25 protein-coding genes and 1 pseudogene are annotated in these 22,573 nt (G+C 50.1%); 8 read left to right on the top strand and 18 right to left on the bottom strand.

Going from position 1 to position 22,573, the window contains the following annotated elements; genetic code table 11:
• Nucleotides 1-5 precede the first annotated feature (5 nt).
• The gene (locus tag BLV87_RS00310) at nucleotides 6-518 is read left to right on the top strand and encodes a DUF302 domain-containing protein (protein WP_093064220.1); all 513 of its coding nucleotides are present in this window, start codon (nucleotides 6-8) and stop codon (nucleotides 516-518) included.
• 46 nt (nucleotides 519-564) lie between these two features.
• Here the strand turns inward: BLV87_RS00310 and BLV87_RS00305 are convergent, their stop codons facing one another.
• The 5 genes from BLV87_RS00305 to BLV87_RS00285 all read right to left on the bottom strand — a co-directional run bounded on the left by BLV87_RS00305 (nucleotide 565) and on the right by BLV87_RS00285 (nucleotide 3,713).
• Nucleotides 565-1,257, bottom strand: coding sequence for a DUF2202 domain-containing protein (locus tag BLV87_RS00305; RefSeq protein WP_093064218.1), 693 nt, complete (start codon nucleotides 1,255-1,257; stop codon nucleotides 565-567).
• A 47-nt stretch (nucleotides 1,258-1,304) separates the two neighbouring features.
• Nucleotides 1,305-2,060: a DUF2202 domain-containing protein gene (locus BLV87_RS00300; protein ID WP_093064216.1), complete on the bottom strand. Its 756-nt coding sequence runs from the start codon at nucleotides 2,058-2,060 to the stop codon at nucleotides 1,305-1,307.
• Between the two features lie 84 nt (nucleotides 2,061-2,144).
• Nucleotides 2,145-2,756: a cytochrome b/b6 domain-containing protein gene (locus tag BLV87_RS00295; RefSeq protein ID WP_175517789.1), complete on the bottom strand. Its 612-nt coding sequence runs from the start codon at nucleotides 2,754-2,756 to the stop codon at nucleotides 2,145-2,147.
• Nucleotides 2,757-2,767: 11 nt separating this feature from the next.
• The gene (locus BLV87_RS00290) at nucleotides 2,768-3,289 is read right to left on the bottom strand and encodes a diheme cytochrome c (RefSeq protein ID WP_245706854.1); all 522 of its coding nucleotides are present in this window, start codon (nucleotides 3,287-3,289) and stop codon (nucleotides 2,768-2,770) included.
• Nucleotides 3,290-3,296: 7 nt separating this feature from the next.
• Nucleotides 3,297-3,713: a DUF1924 domain-containing protein gene (locus BLV87_RS00285; protein WP_093064214.1), complete on the bottom strand. Its 417-nt coding sequence runs from the start codon at nucleotides 3,711-3,713 to the stop codon at nucleotides 3,297-3,299.
• A 165-nt stretch (nucleotides 3,714-3,878) separates the two neighbouring features.
• On the opposite strand from BLV87_RS00285, the gene BLV87_RS00280 reads away from it, so the two are divergent.
• On the top strand, nucleotides 3,879-4,403 hold the full coding sequence (locus BLV87_RS00280) for a helix-turn-helix transcriptional regulator (RefSeq protein ID WP_093064212.1): 525 nt from the start codon (nucleotides 3,879-3,881) through the stop codon (nucleotides 4,401-4,403).
• A 50-nt stretch (nucleotides 4,404-4,453) separates the two neighbouring features.
• Complete coding sequence (locus BLV87_RS00275) at nucleotides 4,454-5,008, top strand: c-type cytochrome (protein ID WP_093064210.1); 555 nt, start codon at nucleotides 4,454-4,456, stop codon at nucleotides 5,006-5,008.
• Between the two features lie 428 nt (nucleotides 5,009-5,436).
• On the opposite strand, the gene BLV87_RS00265 is transcribed toward BLV87_RS00275, so the two are convergent.
• Together BLV87_RS00265 and BLV87_RS00260 are read right to left on the bottom strand one after the other, a co-directional pair.
• Nucleotides 5,437-6,690 carry an FAD-dependent oxidoreductase gene (locus BLV87_RS00265; protein WP_093064208.1) on the bottom strand — a complete coding sequence of 418 codons (1,254 nt, stop codon included), beginning with the start codon at nucleotides 6,688-6,690 and terminating at the stop codon, nucleotides 5,437-5,439.
• On the bottom strand, nucleotides 6,690-7,067 hold the full coding sequence (locus tag BLV87_RS00260; protein ID WP_093064206.1) for a c-type cytochrome: 378 nt from the start codon (nucleotides 7,065-7,067) through the stop codon (nucleotides 6,690-6,692). Before BLV87_RS00260 ends, BLV87_RS00265 begins: the two co-directional genes overlap by 1 nt.
• Nucleotides 7,068-7,273: 206 nt before the next feature.
• Here BLV87_RS00260 and BLV87_RS00255 point away from each other — a divergent pair, with 206 nt between their 5' ends.
• The 5 genes from BLV87_RS00255 to BLV87_RS18955 all read left to right on the top strand — a co-directional run bounded on the left by BLV87_RS00255 (nucleotide 7,274) and on the right by BLV87_RS18955 (nucleotide 12,875).
• Nucleotides 7,274-7,777 carry a helix-turn-helix transcriptional regulator gene (locus tag BLV87_RS00255; RefSeq protein ID WP_093064204.1) on the top strand — a complete coding sequence of 168 codons (504 nt, stop codon included), beginning with the start codon at nucleotides 7,274-7,276 and terminating at the stop codon, nucleotides 7,775-7,777.
• A 110-nt stretch (nucleotides 7,778-7,887) separates the two neighbouring features.
• Nucleotides 7,888-8,958: an efflux RND transporter periplasmic adaptor subunit gene (locus BLV87_RS00250; protein WP_175517788.1), complete on the top strand. Its 1,071-nt coding sequence runs from the start codon at nucleotides 7,888-7,890 to the stop codon at nucleotides 8,956-8,958.
• A gap of 3 nt (nucleotides 8,959-8,961) precedes the next feature.
• Nucleotides 8,962-12,054, top strand: coding sequence for an efflux RND transporter permease subunit (locus BLV87_RS00245; protein WP_093064200.1), 3,093 nt, complete (start codon nucleotides 8,962-8,964; stop codon nucleotides 12,052-12,054).
• Between the two features lie 19 nt (nucleotides 12,055-12,073).
• Complete coding sequence (locus BLV87_RS00240; RefSeq protein WP_093064198.1) at nucleotides 12,074-12,457, top strand: hypothetical protein; 384 nt, start codon at nucleotides 12,074-12,076, stop codon at nucleotides 12,455-12,457.
• Between the two features lie 118 nt (nucleotides 12,458-12,575).
• A complete protein-coding gene (locus BLV87_RS18955) occupies nucleotides 12,576-12,875 on the top strand; it encodes a hypothetical protein (RefSeq protein WP_139282091.1) in 300 nt (99 codons plus the stop codon).
• 3 nt (nucleotides 12,876-12,878) lie between these two features.
• Here BLV87_RS18955 and BLV87_RS00235 read toward each other — a convergent pair whose 3' ends face one another.
• From BLV87_RS00235 to BLV87_RS19660, 11 genes and pseudogenes are all read right to left on the bottom strand, one after another.
• Complete coding sequence (locus BLV87_RS00235; RefSeq protein ID WP_093064196.1) at nucleotides 12,879-13,415, bottom strand: pseudouridine synthase; 537 nt, start codon at nucleotides 13,413-13,415, stop codon at nucleotides 12,879-12,881.
• A 71-nt stretch (nucleotides 13,416-13,486) separates the two neighbouring features.
• Nucleotides 13,487-13,981, bottom strand: coding sequence for a hypothetical protein (locus BLV87_RS00230; RefSeq protein ID WP_093064194.1), 495 nt, complete (start codon nucleotides 13,979-13,981; stop codon nucleotides 13,487-13,489).
• A 320-nt stretch (nucleotides 13,982-14,301) separates the two neighbouring features.
• A complete protein-coding gene (locus BLV87_RS00225; RefSeq protein ID WP_093064192.1) occupies nucleotides 14,302-15,114 on the bottom strand; it encodes an Lcl domain-containing protein in 813 nt (270 codons plus the stop codon).
• Between the two features lie 189 nt (nucleotides 15,115-15,303).
• On the bottom strand, nucleotides 15,304-16,119 hold the full coding sequence (locus BLV87_RS00220) for a hypothetical protein (RefSeq protein WP_093064190.1): 816 nt from the start codon (nucleotides 16,117-16,119) through the stop codon (nucleotides 15,304-15,306).
• Between the two features lie 174 nt (nucleotides 16,120-16,293).
• Complete coding sequence (locus BLV87_RS00215) at nucleotides 16,294-17,061, bottom strand: hypothetical protein (RefSeq protein ID WP_093064188.1); 768 nt, start codon at nucleotides 17,059-17,061, stop codon at nucleotides 16,294-16,296.
• 163 nt (nucleotides 17,062-17,224) lie between these two features.
• Nucleotides 17,225-18,154: an FAD:protein FMN transferase gene (locus BLV87_RS00210; protein WP_245706853.1), complete on the bottom strand. Its 930-nt coding sequence runs from the start codon at nucleotides 18,152-18,154 to the stop codon at nucleotides 17,225-17,227.
• A 76-nt stretch (nucleotides 18,155-18,230) separates the two neighbouring features.
• The gene (locus BLV87_RS00205) at nucleotides 18,231-19,670 is read right to left on the bottom strand and encodes a dynamin family protein (RefSeq protein WP_093064186.1); all 1,440 of its coding nucleotides are present in this window, start codon (nucleotides 19,668-19,670) and stop codon (nucleotides 18,231-18,233) included.
• Between the two features lie 2 nt (nucleotides 19,671-19,672).
• Nucleotides 19,673-20,500, bottom strand: coding sequence for a hypothetical protein (locus BLV87_RS00200; protein WP_093064184.1), 828 nt, complete (start codon nucleotides 20,498-20,500; stop codon nucleotides 19,673-19,675).
• 211 nt (nucleotides 20,501-20,711) lie between these two features.
• Nucleotides 20,712-21,242, bottom strand: a complete 531-nt coding sequence (locus BLV87_RS00195) for a tetratricopeptide repeat protein (RefSeq protein WP_093064182.1) — start codon at nucleotides 21,240-21,242, stop codon at nucleotides 20,712-20,714.
• Nucleotides 21,243-21,282: 40 nt separating this feature from the next.
• Nucleotides 21,283-21,906 carry a nucleotide-binding protein gene (locus BLV87_RS00190; protein WP_093064180.1) on the bottom strand — a complete coding sequence of 208 codons (624 nt, stop codon included), beginning with the start codon at nucleotides 21,904-21,906 and terminating at the stop codon, nucleotides 21,283-21,285.
• Nucleotides 21,907-21,975: 69 nt separating this feature from the next.
• Nucleotides 21,976-22,573, bottom strand: a pseudogene (locus BLV87_RS19660) (hypothetical protein); the annotation flags it as partial.

Genomic DNA, 22,573 nt, shown 5'->3' with positions numbered 1-22,573 from the left:
GCAGTATGGTTGTGAAAACCTTGGCAGCTATCCTCCTGACGGTGGCGAGTTTGCATTTGGCTGGATGCGGCAACGATGACACCAGTACACCGCCAGCAACATCAACCAATAACACACCCTTGTTTCTGGAGGACGCCAGCCCCAAAAACCTGACAGCAACCAGTGCCGCTTTTCAGGCAGCAGCAGTGGCTAATGGTTGGAGCATTCTTGGCATGGACAATATCGGCGAGATCTTGGCAGAACGTGGTTACAGTGTTGCGCCAGTGCTGGTATTCCAAGCCTGTAGCGGCAAATACAGCTCCAAACTGTTGGGCAGCGATGACACCCGTTTTGTCGCCTCCATGATCCCCTGCCGCGTCGCCCTGTACCAAAAAAGCACAGGTGAAGTCATTATTTCCCGCATGAATTCCATCAGCATGGGGGACAAGATCGGTGGGGAAGCGGGCAGTGTCATGAAACAATCAGGGCAGGATATGGAAACCATCATCCAAAACACCCTGAGCAAGCTCAAATCCTGAAACAAACTGCCTGCTACCGGTATTGCGCCGGTAGCAGGCGCATGACTTACATCCCTCGGCCTTGCCCTCTACCTTGTCCACGCCCATTACCAGCGCCTTGTCCGCCACCACCTTGCCCACGCTCATTCGGGCTGTTAACGATGGCATCGACTTCCGCTTGAGGCATGGTTTGCGCCACATACGCGATACCTTGGCTTTGAATCTGCCCAACAAACGCTCGTAGGTGATTGCGTGACGCTCGCAGCAAACTGTCGTAAGTGTTGAGAAGATCGGGGCGGGTGGTTTCACGCATGGATTTTTGCAAGTCCACAATATCCACTTCCTCAATCAACGCACCGACGTACAGCGCATCCAAGGCGGAGGTTTGTCCACGCGCCATTAGCGTGGCATACAAGGCTGCCAAATCCGTATTCTGGAACACGCCGACGGCATCATTGATCACAGGGTCAGCAATGCGGTAGGTTTGCAGCAAGGCTTTGACTTTATCGGTATGTTGCTGTTCAGATTGGGAAATATTGTTAAACACCGGCAATTGCCATTGCTGATACAGCGCGATGTACGCATCCCGCGCCAATTTTTCTTCCTCGCGCATGAAACGCAGGGATTGGGTTTCAGCGGCGCTCAATACCTGAGCTTGCGCTTGCTGCTGTCCGTTGCCTTTGGCAAACGTGGGGGTGGTCAACAGGCCTGTGCAAGCGATAGCAATCATGCCTGCGATGAGTGTTTTACGGAATGTCATGGGAATATCTCCTTGTATTTATGATTGGGGGGTAACAGTTGTCGCCGTTATTTGCCGCATTGCTCTTCGGGGCTGTTGACGATGGCATCGACGGTGGCTTGTGGAATAACTTGCGCTTGGTAATCCACGCCGTTTTTCTCAATTTGCCCCACGAATGAGCGCAAATGGTTGCGTGAACCGCACATCAAGTTGGTGTAAGCTGCAATAATATCGGCGGGTTTGCTGCCAGCGTTGGCTTCGTCGATGGCTTCTTGCAAATCGTTAATGTCGAATTCTTCGATGAAACCGCCGACGTGCAAACCGTCATTCAGCGAGGTAGAGCCACGCATGACTAAATCTTGGTACAGCCCCAGCAATACCGGGTCAGTGAATGCGCCGATGGTGTCGATCACTACAGGGTCTTGCAGGTTGTAAGTCGCAACCAGTGTCCCCATCACATCCATGTGTTGCTGTTCGCTGTTGAGGGCGATGTTTTGGAAAGTTTTAGTACCCCACTTGTTGAAGAGCGTGAGGTAAACGTCGCGTGCCAGCTTTTCTTCTTCGCGCACGAACAGCAGCGTGGCGGTTTCGTCGGCTGTCAGCGTAGTGGTTGTGCTGGGCGTGGTGATGGTGGTGGTATCATCCGCAACGCCAGTAGTCGCATCATCCGCATCGGTAGTGCTGGCTGTTGCAGCGTCCACAACAGACGCCGCCGCCGCCGTTGTGCTGAGTGCCGTAGTATCAGCAGCACTGCTACCACACCCAACCAACAACGTGACGGCACAAGCCAACAGCGCATGACGGGTCAGGGTTAAGGTTTTCATGGTAAGTCTCCAAACAATTCAATTAATGTATGTTTGTAGACTAACCGGCTTATCTGAAATGAAGCTGAAAATCCCCCAAGCGCATCACACCAAATACCACCCCAAGAAACCCACGATTGCCACCAGCAACACCACACCCAAACCAACATACGCCCGCGTAATACCGGCTGCTGTGGCAGATTGCTTGTAGCCGGTAAACATCGCCCGCACCAAGTTTTCCCGATGCAACACACTACTAATCAACACCCCCGCAATGTGCGCCAGCACCACCAACAACATCAGATTCGCGGCGATTTCATGCAATTCCTCCATGAAATCTTCAGCACCGATTTCCCATTCCAAGCCCAGCCCGCTGACACTGATCAGCAAGCCCAACGCCAATAGCGCAAAAATCGCCACCCCACCCGCCGGATTATGCCCCACGTAATGCGGCGGCTGCTTGCTCAGCAAACCCAGCAAATACGCTTTCACTTGCGAAGGCGTGAAGGTAAACGCGCTGAAACGCGCATACGCCGTTCCCACCAGCCCCCACACCAAGCGAAACACCAACAGCCCCAGCAAGACATAGCCCAAGGCCAAATGAATATCGCGGTAACGTTCCGATTCCGCCGTCACATACGCCCCGGCAAAAGACAACGCTAACGACCAGTGAAACACCCGTGTCGGCACATCCCACACTAAAATACGTTGCAACATGGGAACTCTCCTTAACGTGGAATTTTAATGAAATCTTCGTCGTAATTGCCCTGTTCCGCCGTGGTATGGCAAGCCGCACAATTGGCAGGGCTGCTCACTCGCTTCCATACCGCAGGGGATAATTCATCGTAATGCTCATGCACAAACCAGCGCGTTTCAGTAATTCGCAATGCTGATTTGCCTGCTGCCGCCGCGTATTTGCGCTCAGAACCGGCGTTTTGTTCCAAAAATGGCAAAATCTCGGCAATGGTGGCAGCATCCAAACTCGCATCCGTGCCGAAATGTTGCCCCAGATTACCCATGATTTCGCGCCAGCCACTGGCGGGTAATAACTTCGCTGGGTAGGCAAGGTGACACTCAGCGCATTCGGTTTTCCAAGCAGGTGGCATCGCCGCTGACGTCTGTTTGCCGTCGCCTTTATCTTTTTTATGGTGTTTATCGCCATCATCATCCGCCGTCACTGACAAACTGGTGACACTGCCTAACAGCAATGCCCCCAACACCCAACCGATAGCCTTAATCCTTAACATCATCACGCCCTCATTGAATGCTCAGTAAATAGGTCAGCACATCGCCTTTTTCCAGCGATGTACAGGTGCGTTCCAGCACATCGTTGCAATTGCGTTTGAACCACTTTTCCACCTTTTTCGGGTTGGTGAAACGCTCGGCATTCGCACTCGGCGCTAATGGCTCGATGCTTTTAGCGGTTTTGTCGTGTTTGCCCATAGCGGCAGGATTGCTGGTGTGGCAAGTCGCACAACTCCAATCATTGGCGTGCGTCTTATTGAAGAATTGCTCGCCACGTTGCGGATCAAAGCTGTTGAAATCAGGGCTTTCTGCTTGTGCCTCCGCCTTGTAACCGTCCAACAGTTGTTGCGGCGTGTCTGCCCATATTGGGGTGCTGCCGCACACGCTGCCTACGAGGATAAGCCAGCCGTATAATTGATGACGTTGCATCTCAAAAACTCCATAAACCTAACAATAGGCTTAGAATGCGCTAACATCAGCAGTTAACGCTATCCGCCAACCGTCCATTAGCCGTCAGGCATTTAACCGATAGCCAAGGCTTGGGACAGTTGCCTACAATGCTTTACCTCCACATTAGCGAGAAATGTCACCACCATGGCGCGTTACAAAGATCACTTTTTGCTGTTTATTTTGATTTTACTGGCAGTTCCCTATCTGCTTAATTTTATTCATGAATTTACTGAAGATTATCACGGTATCCATTACCTGATCATGGAAGGCATTATCACCTTGCTGGCGTTGGGCGGTGCTACTATTGTGGTTTGGCAAATGCGGCAGCGTTACCAAGAAAACAAGGAATTGCACCGTACCTTAACGCTCACTCGTGCCGATTTACAACACGCGCATAGCGATCTTGACGCGCTCAATACAAAATTACGTGATACCAGCAAACAATACAGCGCCGTGATTCAAGAACAACTCACTGCGTGGGATTTAACCCCCAGTGAAAAAGCCGTGGCACTGTTATTGCTTAAAGGTTTGAGCTTTGAAGAAATCGCCAGCGTGCGCGATACCAAGGAAAAAACCGTGCGCCAGCAAGCCAGCAGCATTTACCGCAAATCGGGTTTGAATGGGCGGCATGAATTTGCTGCGTGGTTTTTTGAGGATTTTTTAGGTTAAGACACTTTGCGTTATCATTTACACTTTTATGCATTACTGGGAACTTGATTATGAAACGATACTTATCCATTGGCGTACTCATTGGCTTAGCTGTCATCAGCTTGAATGGCCACGCCGACGAAAAAGCCAAACCCAATGCTTGGCAAGGCAAAACCGGCGAAGACGTTTACAACACGGTCTGTTTTGCCTGTCATAAGGAAGGCGTTGCCGATGCCCCTAAATTGGGCGACAAAGCCGCATGGGCAGACTTGATAGAAGAAGGGCAAGCAGTACTCACCGCTCATGCATGGGTTGGGGTTCGTGCCATGCCTGCCAAAGGCGGGCAACCTGACATGCCTCTGGAAGCCTTTGCGGATGCCGTTGCATGGATGGCAAGCAATTCCGGTGGCGATTGGAAAACCCCTGATGACACATTGTTGGCGGTTATCCGAGAAGAAGCGATTCAACGCATTGGCGTTCAAGTCACTGAAATGCAGGAAATGCAACAAGAACTCCACAAACTGACACAAGAGCATCTGGAAAATCGCCTGCAAAACATGGAGCAACAATTGCGAACACTCACCACTGCCACCGAAAAACCCGCAGAAAAAGCCAACAAAAAATAAGCATTTGGGGCTGATGCCAACACATCAGCCCGTGCTTTGCGCTATGCTCTTTAACAAAACCTTAACATTGACATCCTCCCCTCCCTAAAGGAAGGGGATTCCTACTGCATTCAGCTAGATAGCTGACTTACTTCGGTGGGTTCCTGCTTCATCGAGGGACGTAATGCCCCATCTCCACAGGCTAACAAGCGGTGTCCCCGCTTTATAACATTGATCGCACCGACATGATCGGCGTGATTTTCATAGTGACATTTCACGCACACAAACCGTGCTTGCGTCTGGCGATTTTGAATGCGCATTTGCGGATTCGGGATACACACGCGATGCAACGTGAAATTTTGCGATGCATTGAGAGTTGTTTAAGTCAACGCCAACTGTCTGGCTAACACGCCCAACAGTCGACAATCACCATTGCGCTTGGGTTGCGTCTACGCGAAGGTGTCGTTGAACAAATTGGTCGTCCAATCAAACATGCGGTTGTAATACTTATTGCTGGGCGCGGCGGCAGCACCGAAGGATTCCGGCACCAGTTTCATCGTGCCACTTGCCAAATCATACGCATACACCGCCGTTAACCACGAAGCGGTATCACTGGAAATCGGGCTATAACACGCCGAATTGGTCACAGGCGCAGCATAAGGTTGTTGCCCTGCCAATAAGCGCAAAATCGCATCCGCACACACTTTGGCTTCCGCATTGGCAATATGCCCGGCTTTGGGTTGCCCCGTGCCTTGCGAGTCACCCAATATGTGAATATTCGGCACGGCAGTGGATTCATAACTCAAGGGATTCACCCCAGCCCAACGCCCGCCGCCCACATTTGCCAGCCCTGACTTCGTGACCAAATCGCCCGCGCGTTGCGGTGGGATCACATTCAGCACGCTGGCTTTGAATTCGCCTGCACTGGTGTACGCAATCTTTTGATCAGAATCCACGCTCTGCAAGGTCGCATTCGGCACGTATTGCACCCCGTATTGCGCAAAGGCATTGCCAAAAATGGTCGGCTCAACCGTAATCGCGGGATTAGCGTCCAACACCACGACTTTGGAGCCGGGCTTATTGATGCGTAACCAATCCGCCACCACGCAAGCCCGTTCATACGGCCCCGGCGGGCAACGGTAAGGGGCAGCGGGAATAGTCATCACAAACGTGCCACCGGCTGGCATCGCCGCGATTTGTTGTTGCAACAACGTCGTTTGCGCCCCTGCTTGCCAGGCATGAGGGATTTTATTGCTGTCTAAACCTTGCACATCCATGAACTGAATTCCCGGCGCGACAATCAAGCGGTCGTAATTCAGCACCGCGCCGTTGCGCAAGGTAATCGACTGGTTGGGCGCATTAATGCTGTCCGCCCATTCCTGAATCACTTTCACCCCGTATTTTTGCGCCAAGGTGTTGTAATTGAAACTGAGCTGCCCAAGGTTGCGTTGGTTGTTTAATACCAGATTGCTGAGAATGGGGGAGTAATACGTGGGATTACCCTCGACCAAGGTCACATCAATCGCGCTTGACCAATAGCGTAAATATTTCGCGGCGGTTGCGCCAGCAAAGCCACCACCAACCACCACCACATGTGGGCGAGCATCGGCTGCTTTGCTCAGTTGGCTGAAGGTTAACGTTGCACCAGCGGCGGATGCCAACCCTAAGGTTTGTAAAAATTGACGACGGTTGAGCTTAGCCATTAGTCATTATCTCCATTGGGGTCTTGGGGTAGCGCCGACAAATATTGCGCCATCGAGCGGATTTCATCTTCGCTATAGCCTTTGGCTTGGTAGTGCATAATGTCGACTTCGGTGCTGTACTTCATTTCGAGCATTTCTTCGACCAAACTAGCCACGCTATCGCCTGCAATGCTTTCAATACCCGTGGCAGAAACTCCATTCATACCGTGGCATTGAAAGCATTGTGAAGCCAACAAACGCGCCCCATCGGGTGCACTGATGTTGGGTGCAATGCCACTCGTAGTGGTTGTATTCGTAGCGGTAGTGCCGCCACCACCACAAGCCACCACACTGAAGCCAATGGTTAATACCAAAGGCCATTGCAAGCTGTTTCGCATGATCTATCTCCTGTCTATGAACATTAGGGTTGCCACATCATTCCAAGTTAAGCGCTGATTCGTACAGTGGACATACGCCTCATTCTTGTGCACAAACCGGTAGCTACTGCCACTGTGGGACATTTGCCCAACAAGTTGCTTTGCATCCCCAGTGCCATCCCCTAGAATCAGCAGTCTGTTAAGACACCCTCACAGGCACAGGCCAGATGTTCCGCCCCAGAGACATTTTCCTCATCGCATTGCTGTTCAGCGTCGCCGTTCTGCACACTTACGGCTTCAGCCTTGATCTCCACCATGCTGACCGCCCACTGTTGCACACCGTGGTGGATGCCATTGTGGTCATCATCTCATTCATGGGCGTGGGGTATTTAATGTGGGAAAACTACCGTAAGCAGCGCGAAATCACACAACTCCACACTCAGTTAAACCATTCGCACGCCCGTATTTCCGACTTGCATAACAAACTCCAGCAAGCGGGCAAAGGCTATGTCACCGTGATCCACGAACAATTGAATGAATGGGAACTTAGCCCCACGGAAAAAGAAGTCGCCCTGTTATTGCTCAAAGGGTTGAGCTTTGATGAGATTGCCAGTATCCGCCATACCAAAGAAAAAACCGTGCGCCAGCAAGCCATTGCGATCTACCGCAAATCGGGGCTGAATGGGCGACACGCCTTCGCCGCATGGTTCTTTGAAGACTTTCTTGGCTGACCAACGGTAGGGCAAATGCCCTAAAACACCAGTTTCTGACCCTTTGCCGCCTAACCTTTATGAGTCACGACTAATACACTCCGGTTACGACTAAACCAGAGTGAATGCCCGTGATCCGTACAATAAAACCCAGCCTATTGAGTTTAGCCTTGCTGTTTTCCAGCATTGCCACCGCCGCCGCCATTATTCCCATGCCAGCGGAACAACGCAGCGCTCTCGGCATCGAAGTCACGCCACTCACCACCTCCAGCGCCAACACCGTGCTGGAAGTGAATGCGCAAGTGATGCTCCCCCCCGCCAGTGTGCGCGTGGTCGCCGCACCCGCTGATGGGCTAATCACCACCTTACTGCATCAAACCGGTGAAACCGTCAAAGCGGGCGACAAAGTAGCCTCGCTTTCCTCCCCTGATGTCGTGGAGGCACAACGCCAATACCTGCAAGCCCGCCTCAAATACCAACTCGCCGCCGACAATGCCGCTCGCGACCAGCGGCTGGCAGATCAAGGGCTAATCGCCAAAAACACCTGGCTGCTGACCCAAAACGACGTAAAATTAGCGCAAGCTGATCAAGAAGCCGCGATTGCCACGCTACGCTTACTCGGCGTTAAACCCGGCAGCGAAAGCGCCGAAATCACCCTAACCGCCCCCATCAGCGGCTGGATACTGGAAACCATGGTCGAACCGGGGCAACGGGTCGAAGCCCCCGCCGCGCTGGTCAAAATCGGCAACTTGCGACAACTCAGTTTAGAAATCCCCCTCACCCCCGCCCAAGCCAAAGACGTGCAAGCGGGGCAAACTGTCACAATCCGCGACAGCCAACTCAGCGGCACCGTCCGCGCCTTGCAACCCGCCTTGGATAACGCCCAAAATGTCATCGTGCGAGCGGACATCACCCAAGAAGACAGCACCACCCTGCATCCGGGGCAAACCGTCAAAGTCACCTTGCAAAGCAGCAGCAATGCAGGGGAAGCCGCCGCCAGCATCCCCACCAGCGGCTTGGTATGGTCGGGCGATCAAGCGTATGTGTTCACCGAAAGTGCGGAAGGTTTCATCCCAACCGCCGTCAAGATTGTGCAACAAAACAACACCCAAGCCACCATCAGCGGCTTGCCAGCCGACAGCCGCATTGCCACCAAAGGTGTTGCTGCCCTCAAAGCCAAGTGGCAAGAGGCGGAGGAATAACCCATGCTCAACTGGCTAACTGAATTTTCCCTCGCACAACGCTGGCTGATTCTCGGTTTGACCGTGCTACTCACCGTGTTTGGTGTCCGCACCTTTCAGGAACTGCCGATTGATGCGTTTCCCGACGTATCCACCACGCAAGTCAAGCTGATCCTCAAAGCCCCCGGCATGACCCCCGAAGAAGTCGAAGCGCGGATTGCCCAACCCGTCGAAACCGAATTGCTGGGGATACCCAACCAAGTCGTGTTGCGCAGTGTCTCCAAATACGCCCTCACCGACATCACTCTCGACTTTGCCGAAGGCACGGACATTTACTGGGCGCGAAGCCAAGTCGCGGAACGCTTTGCCAACGTCAAAAACGATTTGCCTGACAATGTGACCGGCGGTTTAGCCCCCATTTCCACCCCGCTCTCTGAAATTTTCATGTTCACCGTGGAAGGCGACTTGCCGCTGCAAGACAAACGCACCTTGCTGGACTGGACGATTCGCCCCCAACTTCGCGCCCTGCCCGGTGTTGCTGATGTCAACGCGCTGGGCGGACGTGCCACCACCTTTGAAATCACCCCCGATTTAGCCGCGCTCAATGCTCGTCATTTAACCTTGGACGATTTGCGTACCGCGCTGAACACCAATATCCGCAACGATGGCGCGGGGCGCGTCAACGAAGGCGAAGAAACCTGGGTGGTGCGTATCGAAAGTGGCATCAACGGGCTGGACGACTTGCGCCACATTGTCATCAAAAGCGTGGACGGCGTACCCGTCACGGTCGGGCAAGTTGCGCAAGTCACCCTCGGCGAACTCACCCGTTACGGCGCAGTTACCCAAAACGGCAAAGGCGAAGCCGTCGAAGGCTTGGTACTGAGCTTGCGCGGCGCGAATGCGGGGCAACTCACCACCAACATTAAAACCAAACTTGCTGAAATCAGCAAAACCTTGCCGCCCGGTGTCACCATTGAACCGTTTTATGACCGCTCTACCCTCGTCGATAAAGCAATTCACACCGTCAGCAAAGCCTTGCTGGAAGCGTTTGTATTGGTCGGCATTATTCTGTTCGCGTTCTTGGGTAACTTGCGGGCGGCGTTCGTGGTGGCGTTGATTTTACCACTGTCGGTGTTAGGCACGTTTATTTTGATGCGCCAATTTGATTTATCCGCCAATTTGATGAGTCTGGGCGGTTTAGCCATTGCCATCGGCTTGCTGGTGGATGCAGCGGTGGTGATTGTCGAAAATATCGTGGCACATCTGGCGCATGACGATGACAAAGCCAAAACCCCGCAACGGCAAAAAGTCCTGTGGGCAGTGCAAGAAGTATCCTCCCCCGTCAGTATTGGCATTGTCATTATTGCCCTAGTGTTCCTCCCGCTGCTGACGTTGGAAGGGTTGGAAGGCAAGCTGTTCTCGCCGGTCGCGCTGACCATTGTTTTTGCGCTTTCCATCTCTTTGCTGTTGGCATTGACGGTGATTCCGGTACTGGCATCGTGGTTGCTCAAGCAAGCGGCGCACACCGATCCGTGGCTGTTGCGTGTGTCGCGCCGCGTGTACCTTCCGGTGTTAGACGCTGCCTTAAAACGTCCCAGTTTAGTTTACATCCTGACCATCGCCGTCATGTTAGGCGCAGGCGCTACTTACCCCTTGATTGGTAAAACCTTTATGCCGACGATGGATGAGGGCGACTTGCTGGTGCAATTGGAAAAACTGCCTTCGATCAGTCTGGATCAAAGCGTCGCAACCGACTTGCGGGTGCAACACGCCTTGCTGGATAGCATCCCCGAAATTGAGCGCATCGTCGCACGGGTCGGCTCGGATGAACTCGGTCTTGACCCGATGAGCCTAAATGAAACCGACAGCTTTCTGGTATTAAAACCCCGCGAAACCTGGCGAACGCCGGATAAAGAATGGCTGCAAGAAGAAATCCGCCAAGTGTTGGAAAAATTCCCCGGCGTGGGTTACAACTTCACCCAACCGATTGATATGCGCGTCTCCGAAATGCTGACGGGTAGTCGTGGCGATGTCGCCATCAAAATTTTCGGCACGGATCTGGCGGTGTTGGGCGATCTGGCGCAGCAAATCGTGACGATTTTGGAAAAAATCCCCGGTGCATCCGATGTTTACACCCAGAAAAACGCGGGGGTGCAATACCTGCGTGCCGAAATTGACCGCCAAGCCGCCGGACGCTTTGGGCTATCGGTAGACGACATTGCCAGCCTATTACGCACCCAGCTCGAAGGTGAAATCATTGGCATTATCCAGCAAGAAGGGCGGCGCATTCCGCTGCAATTACGCGGTTCTGCCGAATTGCGCCAAGCGCCTCAAGCCTTACAGCAAATCCGCCTGACACTTCCTGACGGGCGTATTATCAGCCTCGATCAAGTGGCAAAACTCGTCCGTACCGAAGGCCCCGTGGCGATTAAACGCGAAAATGCAGGGCGTTTCGTGGTGGCACAAAGCAATGTAGCGGGGCGCGATTTGGTGAGTTTTGTGGAAGAAGCCCAAGCTGCCGTCGCCGCTAACGTGACTTTGCCGACCGGCTACAGCATTACGTGGGGCGGGCAATTCGAGAATCAGCAACGGGCAGCGCAACGCTTGCTGATTGTTGTGCCAATTGCGCTTGCCATGATTGGCTTGCTGCTGTTTTTGACGTTTCGGGATGTGCGTCAAACCATTCTGGTGATGGCGAATGTGCCCTTGGCGTTGATTGGGGGCATTTTTAGTCTGGGTATTTCTGGGCAGTATTTATCCGTACCCGCGTCGGTAGGCTTCATTGCATTGCTGGGGATTGCGGTACTCAACGGCGTGGTGTTAGTGACATTTTTCAACCAGTTGCACCAGCAAGGCTACCGAGGCACTGCGGTGGTACGCGAAGGAGCGTTGCGCCGCCTGCGCCCAGTGTTAATGACCGCCAGTATTGCGGCATGGGGTTTAGTGCCGTTGTTATTCGCCACCGGCCCCGGCTCGGAAATCCAGAAACCGCTGGCAACAGTCGTCATCGGCGGGTTGGTCAGTGCCACCACCTTAACACTCATTTTATTACCGCTGCTGTATCGCCAGTTTGTGCTCAAAGACGAAACGGCACGTGAACCTACTCACCCTCATTAAGTTTCAAGGAATAACCATCATGTTAACCGTCAAGTCGCTATTCACCACGATTGTTTTAACCGCCGGTATCAGCGCATGTGCCATTGCCCCTAACGATAATATGACGAATCGCTTTGTCACTGACACTCATGCTGCTCCTGTTGCTTTTCAAGCTCTGCGCCTAGATGGCCAAACGCTCAAAGGGCAAATTCGCCTCACCGGGCGTGAACCAGTACGTTTCGGGCATGTCGATTACGCAGTGTTGGATGTGAATGGCAAACCCCGTGAGCAAGGTTGGGTGGAACATTCTGCCGCCATCCGCTTCCGCAATACACATCGCCCTGCTTTGTTCAGCATTGATTTAAAACAACCTTTAGCTGCCGGGGAAAAAGTGATGCTCACGTATCATCTTGACACCCATTAACGCCACTCTGCTAACAGCAAGCTAAGTTTGTACATAAGCACCATCAAGACTATGCTTCTCTTTAAATCAGACTGAAACAATCAGAATAAGGTCTTACCCTGAAGGAAAGGAGCATAGCGTGGAAAATCCAGTCATTACCCTGACACCAGAGGCATTTGTCGTCATTAGTCAGCATACGCACAGGCTTGCCTTGTATGTTCAACGAGAAATTTTTCCGTTGAACAGCCTCATGTGCCATTTTTTGGAAAACGAGCGTGAACTATATGCTGCCGTAAGCGACTCGCATGACAACCTGCCAAACTTAGCCCATCGGGTTGTGTCGTTTTTAAGTGCTTATGTACGCATTCATGACAGCCGCTCGATGGAGCGTGATATTCTCGATTGCATTGAACGTTGTTTACGTAGACGAGAAAGTTGATGCTCACAATTCACGCCATTCGCCGCTGGCTAAACCTTCCAACGTCCAAGTACCGATCCGGTAACGAATCAGGCGTAAGGTGGGGAAACCAATCGCCGCCGTCATCCGCCTGACTTGGCGATTACGCCCTTCACTGATCGTTATTTCTAACCAGGTGTCTGGAATCGACTGGCGTACCCGAATAGGCGGATGGCGCGGCCACAAGCCGGGCGGTTCTACCATAAGACGTACCGTAGCCGGGCGCGTCATGCCATCTTTTAAACGGATTCCTTGGCGCAAGGGTTGTAAATCAGCTTCAGTCGGTGCGCCTTCTACTTGCACCCAATAAGTCTTGCTGGTTTTATGTTTGGGGTCAGCAATCCGGTGCTGCAAGTTACCATCATCCGTCAACAGCAATAGCCCTTCACTGTCACGGTCTAAGCGTCCTGCTGTGTACACATCAGGAACAGAAATGTAATCAGCCAGTGTTGCACGACCTTCCTGATCGGTGAACTGACAGAGGACATCAAACGGTTTGTTGAATAAAAGAATACGGGGCATAACAACACAAGTACATGAATGACACTTGCATCATAACAAAGTTATGCCCCGTCTGCCCCCTTAGCCCTTCCTTACCCTTTGTGATGTAATGCCTGCATGACTTTCTTATTACGAATGTCAAGACTCACCTTGCCATCGCCTAAGTCTTTTAGCACGGCCTCATCGTTTTCACGCTGCCACACAACACCTTTTGCCTCTATCTCATCCGGTTTACCGAATAAGTTAATAATCTTTTTCCCATGCGCGTCATACAACGCTTCATAGTTGCCGGAAGTTTTCATTTGCACTTCCAAACTGCATAACTGATCTTCTACAAACACCGCTTTGAAAAAACTCAGTTTCTCATCCCAAAGTTTCCCCACCTCACCGTTTACGGGGGTCACCTTGCATTCTTCCAACAAGTAAGCCTTACGCTTATCACCTAGCCCGGTCTTGCCAAGTTTACATTCCAGCGGTACGCGTAAGAGAGTTTCCAGTGATTTAACTGCCTCTACCCGCTTATCACCCAACTTAACCGTCTCAAAACCATAACGATCAAGTGTGGCATCATCTGGGGCGGATAACATATCTTGTTCCAATCGATCGCAGCCTGCCACGGCAAACAGGAGCAACGCTGAAAGACAGTAATGGATTATTTTCACAGTAGCCCTCATAAGCTGTGGTAAAAAATACCTCCCCGTCTGATCCGAGGAGGAAGATTGTCGGAAGAGTCCACGACCTGATACAAGATCGTCAATAACTTGTATCACCGATTATGACAAGCCATTTTGTGAAATGTTCAGCGCAATAGGAAGAAAAAAGGCAGGATAAAAAAATTGTGGCGACACGAAAGCCGCCACAGAGGATGAGAGTATTGGGGATCACTCCCTACCTGATAACACCCGACTTAATCCGCAATCAAACGGATTTGGTTGTTAATTTGATTCACTACGTTGTGATTCTTCACTTGACCATTAGTCAATTTATTGGTGAAACTCACTGCAACACGTTGCCCAGGTTCGCCTGCAACGGGTGTAGAAGACCAGTAAGCATAAACATAAGATCGACCATCGGTATCCGAAGCATCAAAAGCCGTATTGCCTATATCTGCATAAATATACGGTGCTTTGGTCGCATCCGTATTCAACAAACCTAACAATTCTGCTGAAGTAGGCAAGCGCCAAGTTGTTTTATTGCACAACCCTTTACCAGCATTCATTGCATTGACTGCCTTAACATAGGAAGCGGTGTCACATTTGGTTAAAGCTGTGCCTACACCAGAACATGGGTTAGTTGCCCCTGCATATGATGTACCTGCACCACCTGCGGTCTGACCCACGTTATCACCCCAGAAATAACCGTAGTCAACATCACGGAAATCAGAATCGGCTGGATTTCCCGTATTACTTTTCACTTCCCAAAATTTGTTGTCTTTTGAGTCCTTCACACAACCAAGGGTTTGTGATCCATCTGCCACATAAGCTGCACCAGTCAAATTCATTTTGGTAAACGTTCTGGTTGCTGGTGTTGTGGTTGTAGGGTTCGTCGTAGTTCCGGTCGTTGTATTTCCGGTTGTTCCGGTAGTAGCTGTGTTATCAGTGCTGGCGGAAGAACCGCCACCGCCGCCACAAGCAGTCAGTAACGAAGCTGACAATACAACAGCCAAGAAAAGCCCCTTGTTTGCATATAGACGGCTAGTAGATTGAGTTGTCATTTGCATAATAATTATCCTGCTCTATAAATTGATTATTTCATTAGTTACGTAGCCTTACGCAACAGATATATTTATAGAACAAAATGAGAAATACTGTGATTATTTTTGATATAGACGTAATATTTTTTATGATAACCGGAAACAAGACTGCTAATAGAAGCAGAGAGGGTATCTCTCCACTTCCATTAGTGATGATTACTTACAAATTAAACGAATCTGCCCAGCCGTTGTACCCGTATCATCAGGAGCCATAATCCAAGTCAAGGTATTCGCATTGTAACCATCTGGAATAGGAACCCCATATTGCACCACCTTATTGTCTGAAGCATTGAAATAAGCACCAAGCCCAGAGGCAGGGGCATCTACTTCAAAAAACCTACTATCCAAGAGGTAACCAGCGGGAACACCAGGAGTAATGGTTTTACCAAACGTTGGTAGATACGTGGCAGGTACTGCAAGCTCAATCAATTCAGCATGAGTAGGGATCTGACATGTTCTGGTAGAACCACAAGGTCGAGACGTTGAGGCATTCACCGCCGCAACATAAGCATCCGGTGAACAAGTAGTCAACGTACCACCACAAGCCCCCGCTGTACCTGTCCGAGCATAAACCCAGTCCCGATCACGCAAACCGCTATCATTGGTTTTCACTTCCCAGAAATTATTCAGCAACGTGTCTTCAACGCATGACCAAGAGGTTGCTGTATCATCCAGCATAGTCCCAGTACTGTCATATTTACAGAAACGGGCAGTTAGTTTAGTTGTATCATCTTTTGCCGCGCATTTGGGCGCTGTAGTAGTAGGTGTTGTTGTACCACCCGTGCCACCTGTACCGCTAGTGCCGTCACTTGGCGTTGTGCCTGCGCCTGCCGACGCATCTTGTGCAACGCCAGTGCTGCAATCACCATCACAATCACACGCACTTAATAAAGAAGCACATAACACCATGGCCAAAACCAAGCCACCTTTTTTAATTGCTGGGCGTTCTTTGGGTGAGAAAATTTCTGACATAGCTATTATCCTAATAAATCTTAAGCAACGAAATTTTAGCCTATACGCTTTATGGCTAAATGTTTTATAGCACAGCTCAAAAAAAATTGAAGGCACATTTTTAGCGCAAATATCCCAAGTAACTGTTTTAAAAACATTAGCAGTGCAGCAACAAGCCCTGCTAATGTCAGAGATCTACTCACAAATCAAGCGAGTATGACAAGTCGCGCCCGCATCGACAACGGGAGCCATATATAGCGTAAAAGCATCTGAACGTGTGTTTGCTGGAATACTGACACCGTATATCACTTGTCTTGGGCCAACATCCGTAATAGTGTCAGTGCAATAGATTCCACTATCCAGATGATCTGGGAAGAATTTTTTGTCAGGTAAATAGATCTGCTCACGTTCAGTCAGTTTACCCTCTTCAGAAGGTAACAACGCCACTGGCATCACCAGATCAATCAACTCGGAATGCGTCGGAAGTCGACAAACTTTAGCCATACCACAAGGGCGTGGTTCCGATAGCGCAGTATTGACTGCCTCAACATAAGCCACTGGTGTACAAGCCCCCAAGAAACCACCACAACCCACACCCGTGGTACTGGTCGACGCATAGCTCCAAAGATTATACCGCAAGCTACTAGCCTCAAGGCTTTTCACCTCCCAAAACTTTTTGGTCGCCGTATCTTCCACACATGACCAATTTTCAGCGAGGTCATCTAATCTAACACCCGTATTGTCGTACTTACAAAAGCGCCCCGTGCACGTTTGTGGTTGAGCCTCTTCTTGTTGAGCTCCCCCACCACCAGCAGGTAACGGCGTAGATGTTAATGGTACTGTTGAACCAATATTACAATCACCATCACAAGCCGTCATTAAAACACCGCATAACGCAGCGATCACGATGACACTAGGCATTTTTACTAGACGTATCAACTGAAATGGATTTTTTTTGAACATAAAGCCCCTGCTAACCAATAAATTTCAACAATAAATTAATTGAAATATTTATAGCACAACGTTACTAGCTAATCATTAAAAATTAGCGCTCAAAAATTTATCTCATCTAAATTTACGGGAAAATACCTTAAACAAGGTTTTATCATTATTTTTATATATACATTTATTTTTTTAATAAAGATTGCATTCCCTTAGTTGCATAGACCTTAAAGCCATCATGAACTCGCCAGATAAAATAGGCATGAATGTTATAATTATCAGCAAAAGTCTTGCCTTTTTCTTCACCTAAAGCCATCAGCAACGTCGCATAAGCATCCGCTTGGGTTGCGTCGTCAGCCAATACCGATACAGAGGCAAGATTGTGTGTAACCGGCGCTCCGCTAACAGGATTCACCGTATGTGAATAACGTTTACCCTCTTTCACAAAAAAATTACGGTAATCACCCGATGTCGCCAAACCCGCATCTTGCAGCGAAATACCTTGCTGGATAGCCCGCCCCTCCTCCTGAGGTTTTTCAATCGCAATACGCCAAGCATCACCTCGCGGACTGAGACCACGGGCACGAACCTCTCCTGCAATTTCCACCATGTAGTCACGGATCCCCAATGACTCCAAATACAAACCTGCTTGATCAGCAGCAAAACCATCGGCGACCGAAGCCAGCTCTACTTGCACGTCTGCCTGTGATTTGCGTATAGATGGCGGATCAAACCGTACCTGAAGTTTCTGATAGCCGACCCGTGCAAGTGCAGTATCAATATCCGTCTGGGTCGGAATTTGGGCTTTCTCTGACTCATGTGAACCAAAACCCCATAAACGAATCAGTGGTCCGACGGTCACATCGTATGCACCTTCGCTTTGCTTACTAATTTTTAACGTAAGATCAACCAGTTGTGCCAATGCTGGTTCCACTGGAAACCAGTCTGTACCCTGATAACGGTTGAATTGCGAGAGAACGGAAGTTTGATCCCACGTTGCCAATAACTGATTGGTTTTAGAAAAGGTTTTAGCCAAACCATCCTTGAGTGCAGCCTCATTGAGGTCTGGGGGAGGCGCAGTAAGTGTGACATGCCACAAAGCAGTACCTTGCATACCCTCGATATGCCATGCAGCGCTGCGCTGCTCACAAGCGCTGAGCAACGACAATAACAACCAGAGGCAAAGCGCCTTAAGCAGATTTGGCTTTATCACCGGATGGACTGGTAAAGCGGTCATTCAAATGCTGAACAAAACGGTCAGTGGCATGACGAATAGCATCCAAACGACCACGTGTCCGGCGGCTCCAGCCTGCGGGTGAATTCTGAAAGATGCTGCGCCAAAACTTGGTACTTTTCAAAAAAGCCGCCGACAAATTACCATAAGACTCAGTCTTACTCAGCGTAGCAGCCAGCCGCTTTGCCAAACGATTACGAATCAGGTAGTGCAAGCCCAACGCCAATCCCACGACAACCGCAAGTACGGCTAATGTCGCCCATAGATTACCTGCAAAAGCAGCTAACCACGGTGGGTTGAACAACAACCCCTCCCAATAACCAAACTCAATACTCATCGCCAATAAAGCAACCGCCAGCAAGCCAAAAACCAAAGCATCTGCTGCCAGCACTTGCTTTTTCCAACGCTGTAATGCCTCGCGAATACGCGGAACAGCTTGCTGCTCTATCTCGTTGGCCTGCGACTCCATTGCCCCCACAATACGATAAACACGCTCGATGTTTACCCCATCAACTCTACTCATGATCCGCTGGTAATCTGCATCACGTTTCGCCACGTAACGTGCCCATACATTTTCATTGGCTACCGGCACTGCCAACTTGTCATTGAACAAAATGTGGAAACTACCGGCCGACAATCCTTGTTGTACCAATGCCTTTTGCCAAGCCGATACAATATCTTCGAGGTTATCTTCACGGGCGGAAGTATCAATCTGATTGAGGATAAACAAGAACTTACTACTGTCATTACGGCGTAATGCACCTTTGACCAAATGCTCCAGCGTATCCTGCATCGCCCCCGGCTCTGGATGACGGGCATCAAAAAACACCATCACCAAGTCGGATAATTCAATGATATGGTCAGTAATCCGCAACGTTGCTTTACGCTGTTCATCAGCATCAAATCCCGGCGAATCAATTAAAATTTTACCGCGAATCTTTTCACTAGGGGCAACCTTCATCTGGAGATAATTATCAATTTTTGCCCCCTCACCCTTGGAGACATGTTCAATCTCTTCGCTGATTTGGTAGAAAGGAAAACGTGGGTCGCCATCCAATGCCAAACCCGGCAACGTGCGCACCTGTCCATCCGGGCTGAAGGTAATTACCGTAAAACGATCATCAACCGCCTGATTACCAGTACGTTGTAAATCCATGCCTAAAAAGGTGTTGATGAAACTGGACTTACCTGCTGAGAAAGTTCCCAGAATTGAGATCATCGGCCACCACGAAATCTGAGTAGCATAAGACTCCCCACCACTCAACAAACCAAGCTTTTGAGCAACAGCATCTAATTCCCGATACTGGTTGACCGCATCAACCAAAACTGGATTTTCACGTTTAAGATGTTCCTGCAACCGTTTAAGGCGTTGCTCCATTCGCTTGGCTGGTGTCATGTCTATCCTTTAATTGCTAGAGAGGCAAGGTTATCGCCTTCTGTTGTCACAGAACTGTGTCCATCTTTCGCCGTTGCCGAATCAGTCGGCTGAGGCTCAACGACAGGACTCCCTCCAATCGGTGGCGGTGTACTGGTTGCTGCCGGTTGCACCGGCGTAGCAACTGTGGGTATTCCAGGCGGTATAGGTTGTTGCAATTGTGGTTGAACCGCTACGGATGTTCCTTGAGGGGCAACGTTTTGAGGCATTGCATAGTAATTATAGTAAGGCGTGGCAACGGCGGGAGGAGGAACGACATAAGGTGAAGTCGTATCGTTACCAAATGGACTAAATTTATTAAACATTTTCATTGGGCCGGAGATGTTTTTATTCATACTCCACATATCACGTTGCATATTATACGTGGAAACAGCCATATTTTGGGTAGAAGCATCCATCTGCTTCATGTTTCCGGCCATATCTTGAGTGCTACTGTTCATATCCACAATATTATGGGTCATTTCACCCACCGATTGGGTCATGTTCGTCATATGAAGCGTCATGGTATCGAAATTATCCGCCATCCGATTCATATTGGAGTCAACAGTTTGGTTCATGCTAGAAATGGTTTCAGTCAACTTATGCACATCGGTAGTCAGCGACTGAACTAAATAAAAACCATAAGCCGAAAGAATGATAAACGCCACCATTGCAGGGTAGACAATCATCTGCAAGGTACGGGTGACATTAACCTGCCTCTCCTCAAAATCCTGCAACTCATCCTCAACATGGTGTAACTCATTTTCAATATCGTTAACACCTGACTCTGAGGATTTCTCATTCGTTTTCATACTTGGCTCCTGATTTCCCGATTTGTCTCTATCTCCCTAGATAGCAGATCGGCTACTGTGAATGCGTATCACGCCTTATCCCATGCGTTCTTCATCAATATTTCTCCCGAACATCCTTTGGCATCTATTTTATTCTTTTACTTTCGATATAACAGTAGAGGCAGATCAAGTTATTACACACTTGAGCCTGCCTCACTGTTGCTAACCTGTTTTATTTTTTCAGCGCAGCATCAATTTGCTTAGCGAGATCAGGGTTTACCATATCCACATACAACTTCATGTTTAATGCTTCGGTGACACGACCTTGTTCAGCAAGTTTAGGAGCGACCTCCGCAAACAAAGTAGACGCTTGTTGAGCATTACCTTGCTTCCAATAAACATTTGCCAATTCGCCTTTGTATTCCAAAGAATCTGGCGTTTGCTTGAGCAAATCATTATATAAACCAACGGCTCTATCCAATTCGTTAGCCCAGTAAGCTTCACGGGCAGCGCGTAACATATCAGCAGGGGCAGCAGCTTGTGGTTCTGCAACAGGTGCGGCTTGTTGAGTAGCTACCTCAGCAGGGACAACAGCTTGACTGTGCTCAACAGCTGCTGGCTGCTGCTCATGAGCTGTCGCGGCGACTTCGTTGCCGTGTTCACCTTGTTTACTACCCATACTGAAATTTAACAGAATGGCAATAATAGCTAGCAACCAAGCCAGCAAAATTGGATGTTTCATTAACCAACGAAAAATATGCATCTGAATCTCCTTAAAACCCCAGATTTATTAAAAATAATGTTTATACAGGATACAAAGCACGTCCCAATGCATCCAGCTCTAGTGCCGCTTTGGAGCGCGGCTCCATTTCAAATACCGCCAAACCTTCACTAAAGGAACGCCGGTAAGTTGTACGCATATACAGACGCTGCTCTAGCAAGCGGATGCCGGGAAGCATTTGCATGGCTTCAGCAGCCTCTGACGTTTCACGTACTGCGTGATGGGTATCTGCTCTGTTGATGACACCTAATAGTTCAACAGCGCTTCCCTTACGGACATCCCCAATCATTTTCAGAAAACGCTGGGTCGACCAAATATCTGCTTGGCTTGGAGCAACAGGGATGACAATACGGTCAGCCTTACTAATTGCCACTTCAACCGCAGCCATGTCAGCCAAGCCCATATCCACCAAAATTTCAGATTTACTATCGGCCGCACCTAAATCACTGACAGAGGTTAATGGCACAATAGCAGGCAAAAACTCCTCCTCTTGACGAATCTCAAACGCATCAGCCGTCGTTCCTTGAGGGTCAAGATCGTACACCATCACATGCTTATTGTGACGGGTCGCCACCCACAACGCTAGGTTAAACGTTATGGTACTCTTGCCAGTTCCGCCTTTGAGGTTGCCAATCAGCGTAATCATCTAAGACTCACTTAACTCTAGTTTGCACGAAACCCGCCCTTACGAGCGGGCTAACGATATGCGCTATTATTACTGCGCAGGTGGTTGCTGTGGTGGCACTGGCATTTGAGCAACACCGTGACCACGCTCCATCGGCATAGGGTAACCACCTTGCGGCATGTATTGCTGCATTTCTGGCATACGCATCTGCTGTGGCTCTCGTTGCCCCTGCGCGGGAGGCATCATATTAGGCGCAGGAGGCATCCCATTACCAGCACCATTACCGTAACCCGGCACTCCTTGCGGCATAGGGATAGCATATAAATAGTAGTAGGCTGCCGGTGGCTGAGGCATTGGTGGTGGAGTCGGAGCCGCAGGTACTTCTGGAGCAGTTGTAGTTTCAGCCGTTGCCGGTTGAGCCGGAGCAGCCGGTACTTCTGGAACTACCGGCTGTGCTGGTACAGCTGGCTGCTCTGGAGCGGCTGGTTGTGCGGGGATAGCAGGTTGCTCTGGAACGGCAGGTTGTGCAGGAATTTGCTGCGCTGCTTCAGTGGATGCTGCGGCAGAAGCTGCTACGGGCATACCCACAGGTACAGTTGGTGCGGCTGGAGCTTCAGGTGCTTTTGCTTCTGGAGCAGTTGGTGCGACTGGAGCTTCGGGTGCTTTTGCTTCTGGAGCAGTTGGTGCG

Source organism: Thiothrix caldifontis (assembly GCF_900107695.1).
Lineage (GTDB): Bacteria > Pseudomonadota > Gammaproteobacteria > Thiotrichales > Thiotrichaceae > Thiothrix > Thiothrix caldifontis.
Note: the sequence above shows the minus strand (reverse complement) of the source record. Positions and strands in the feature narration are given on the sequence as shown.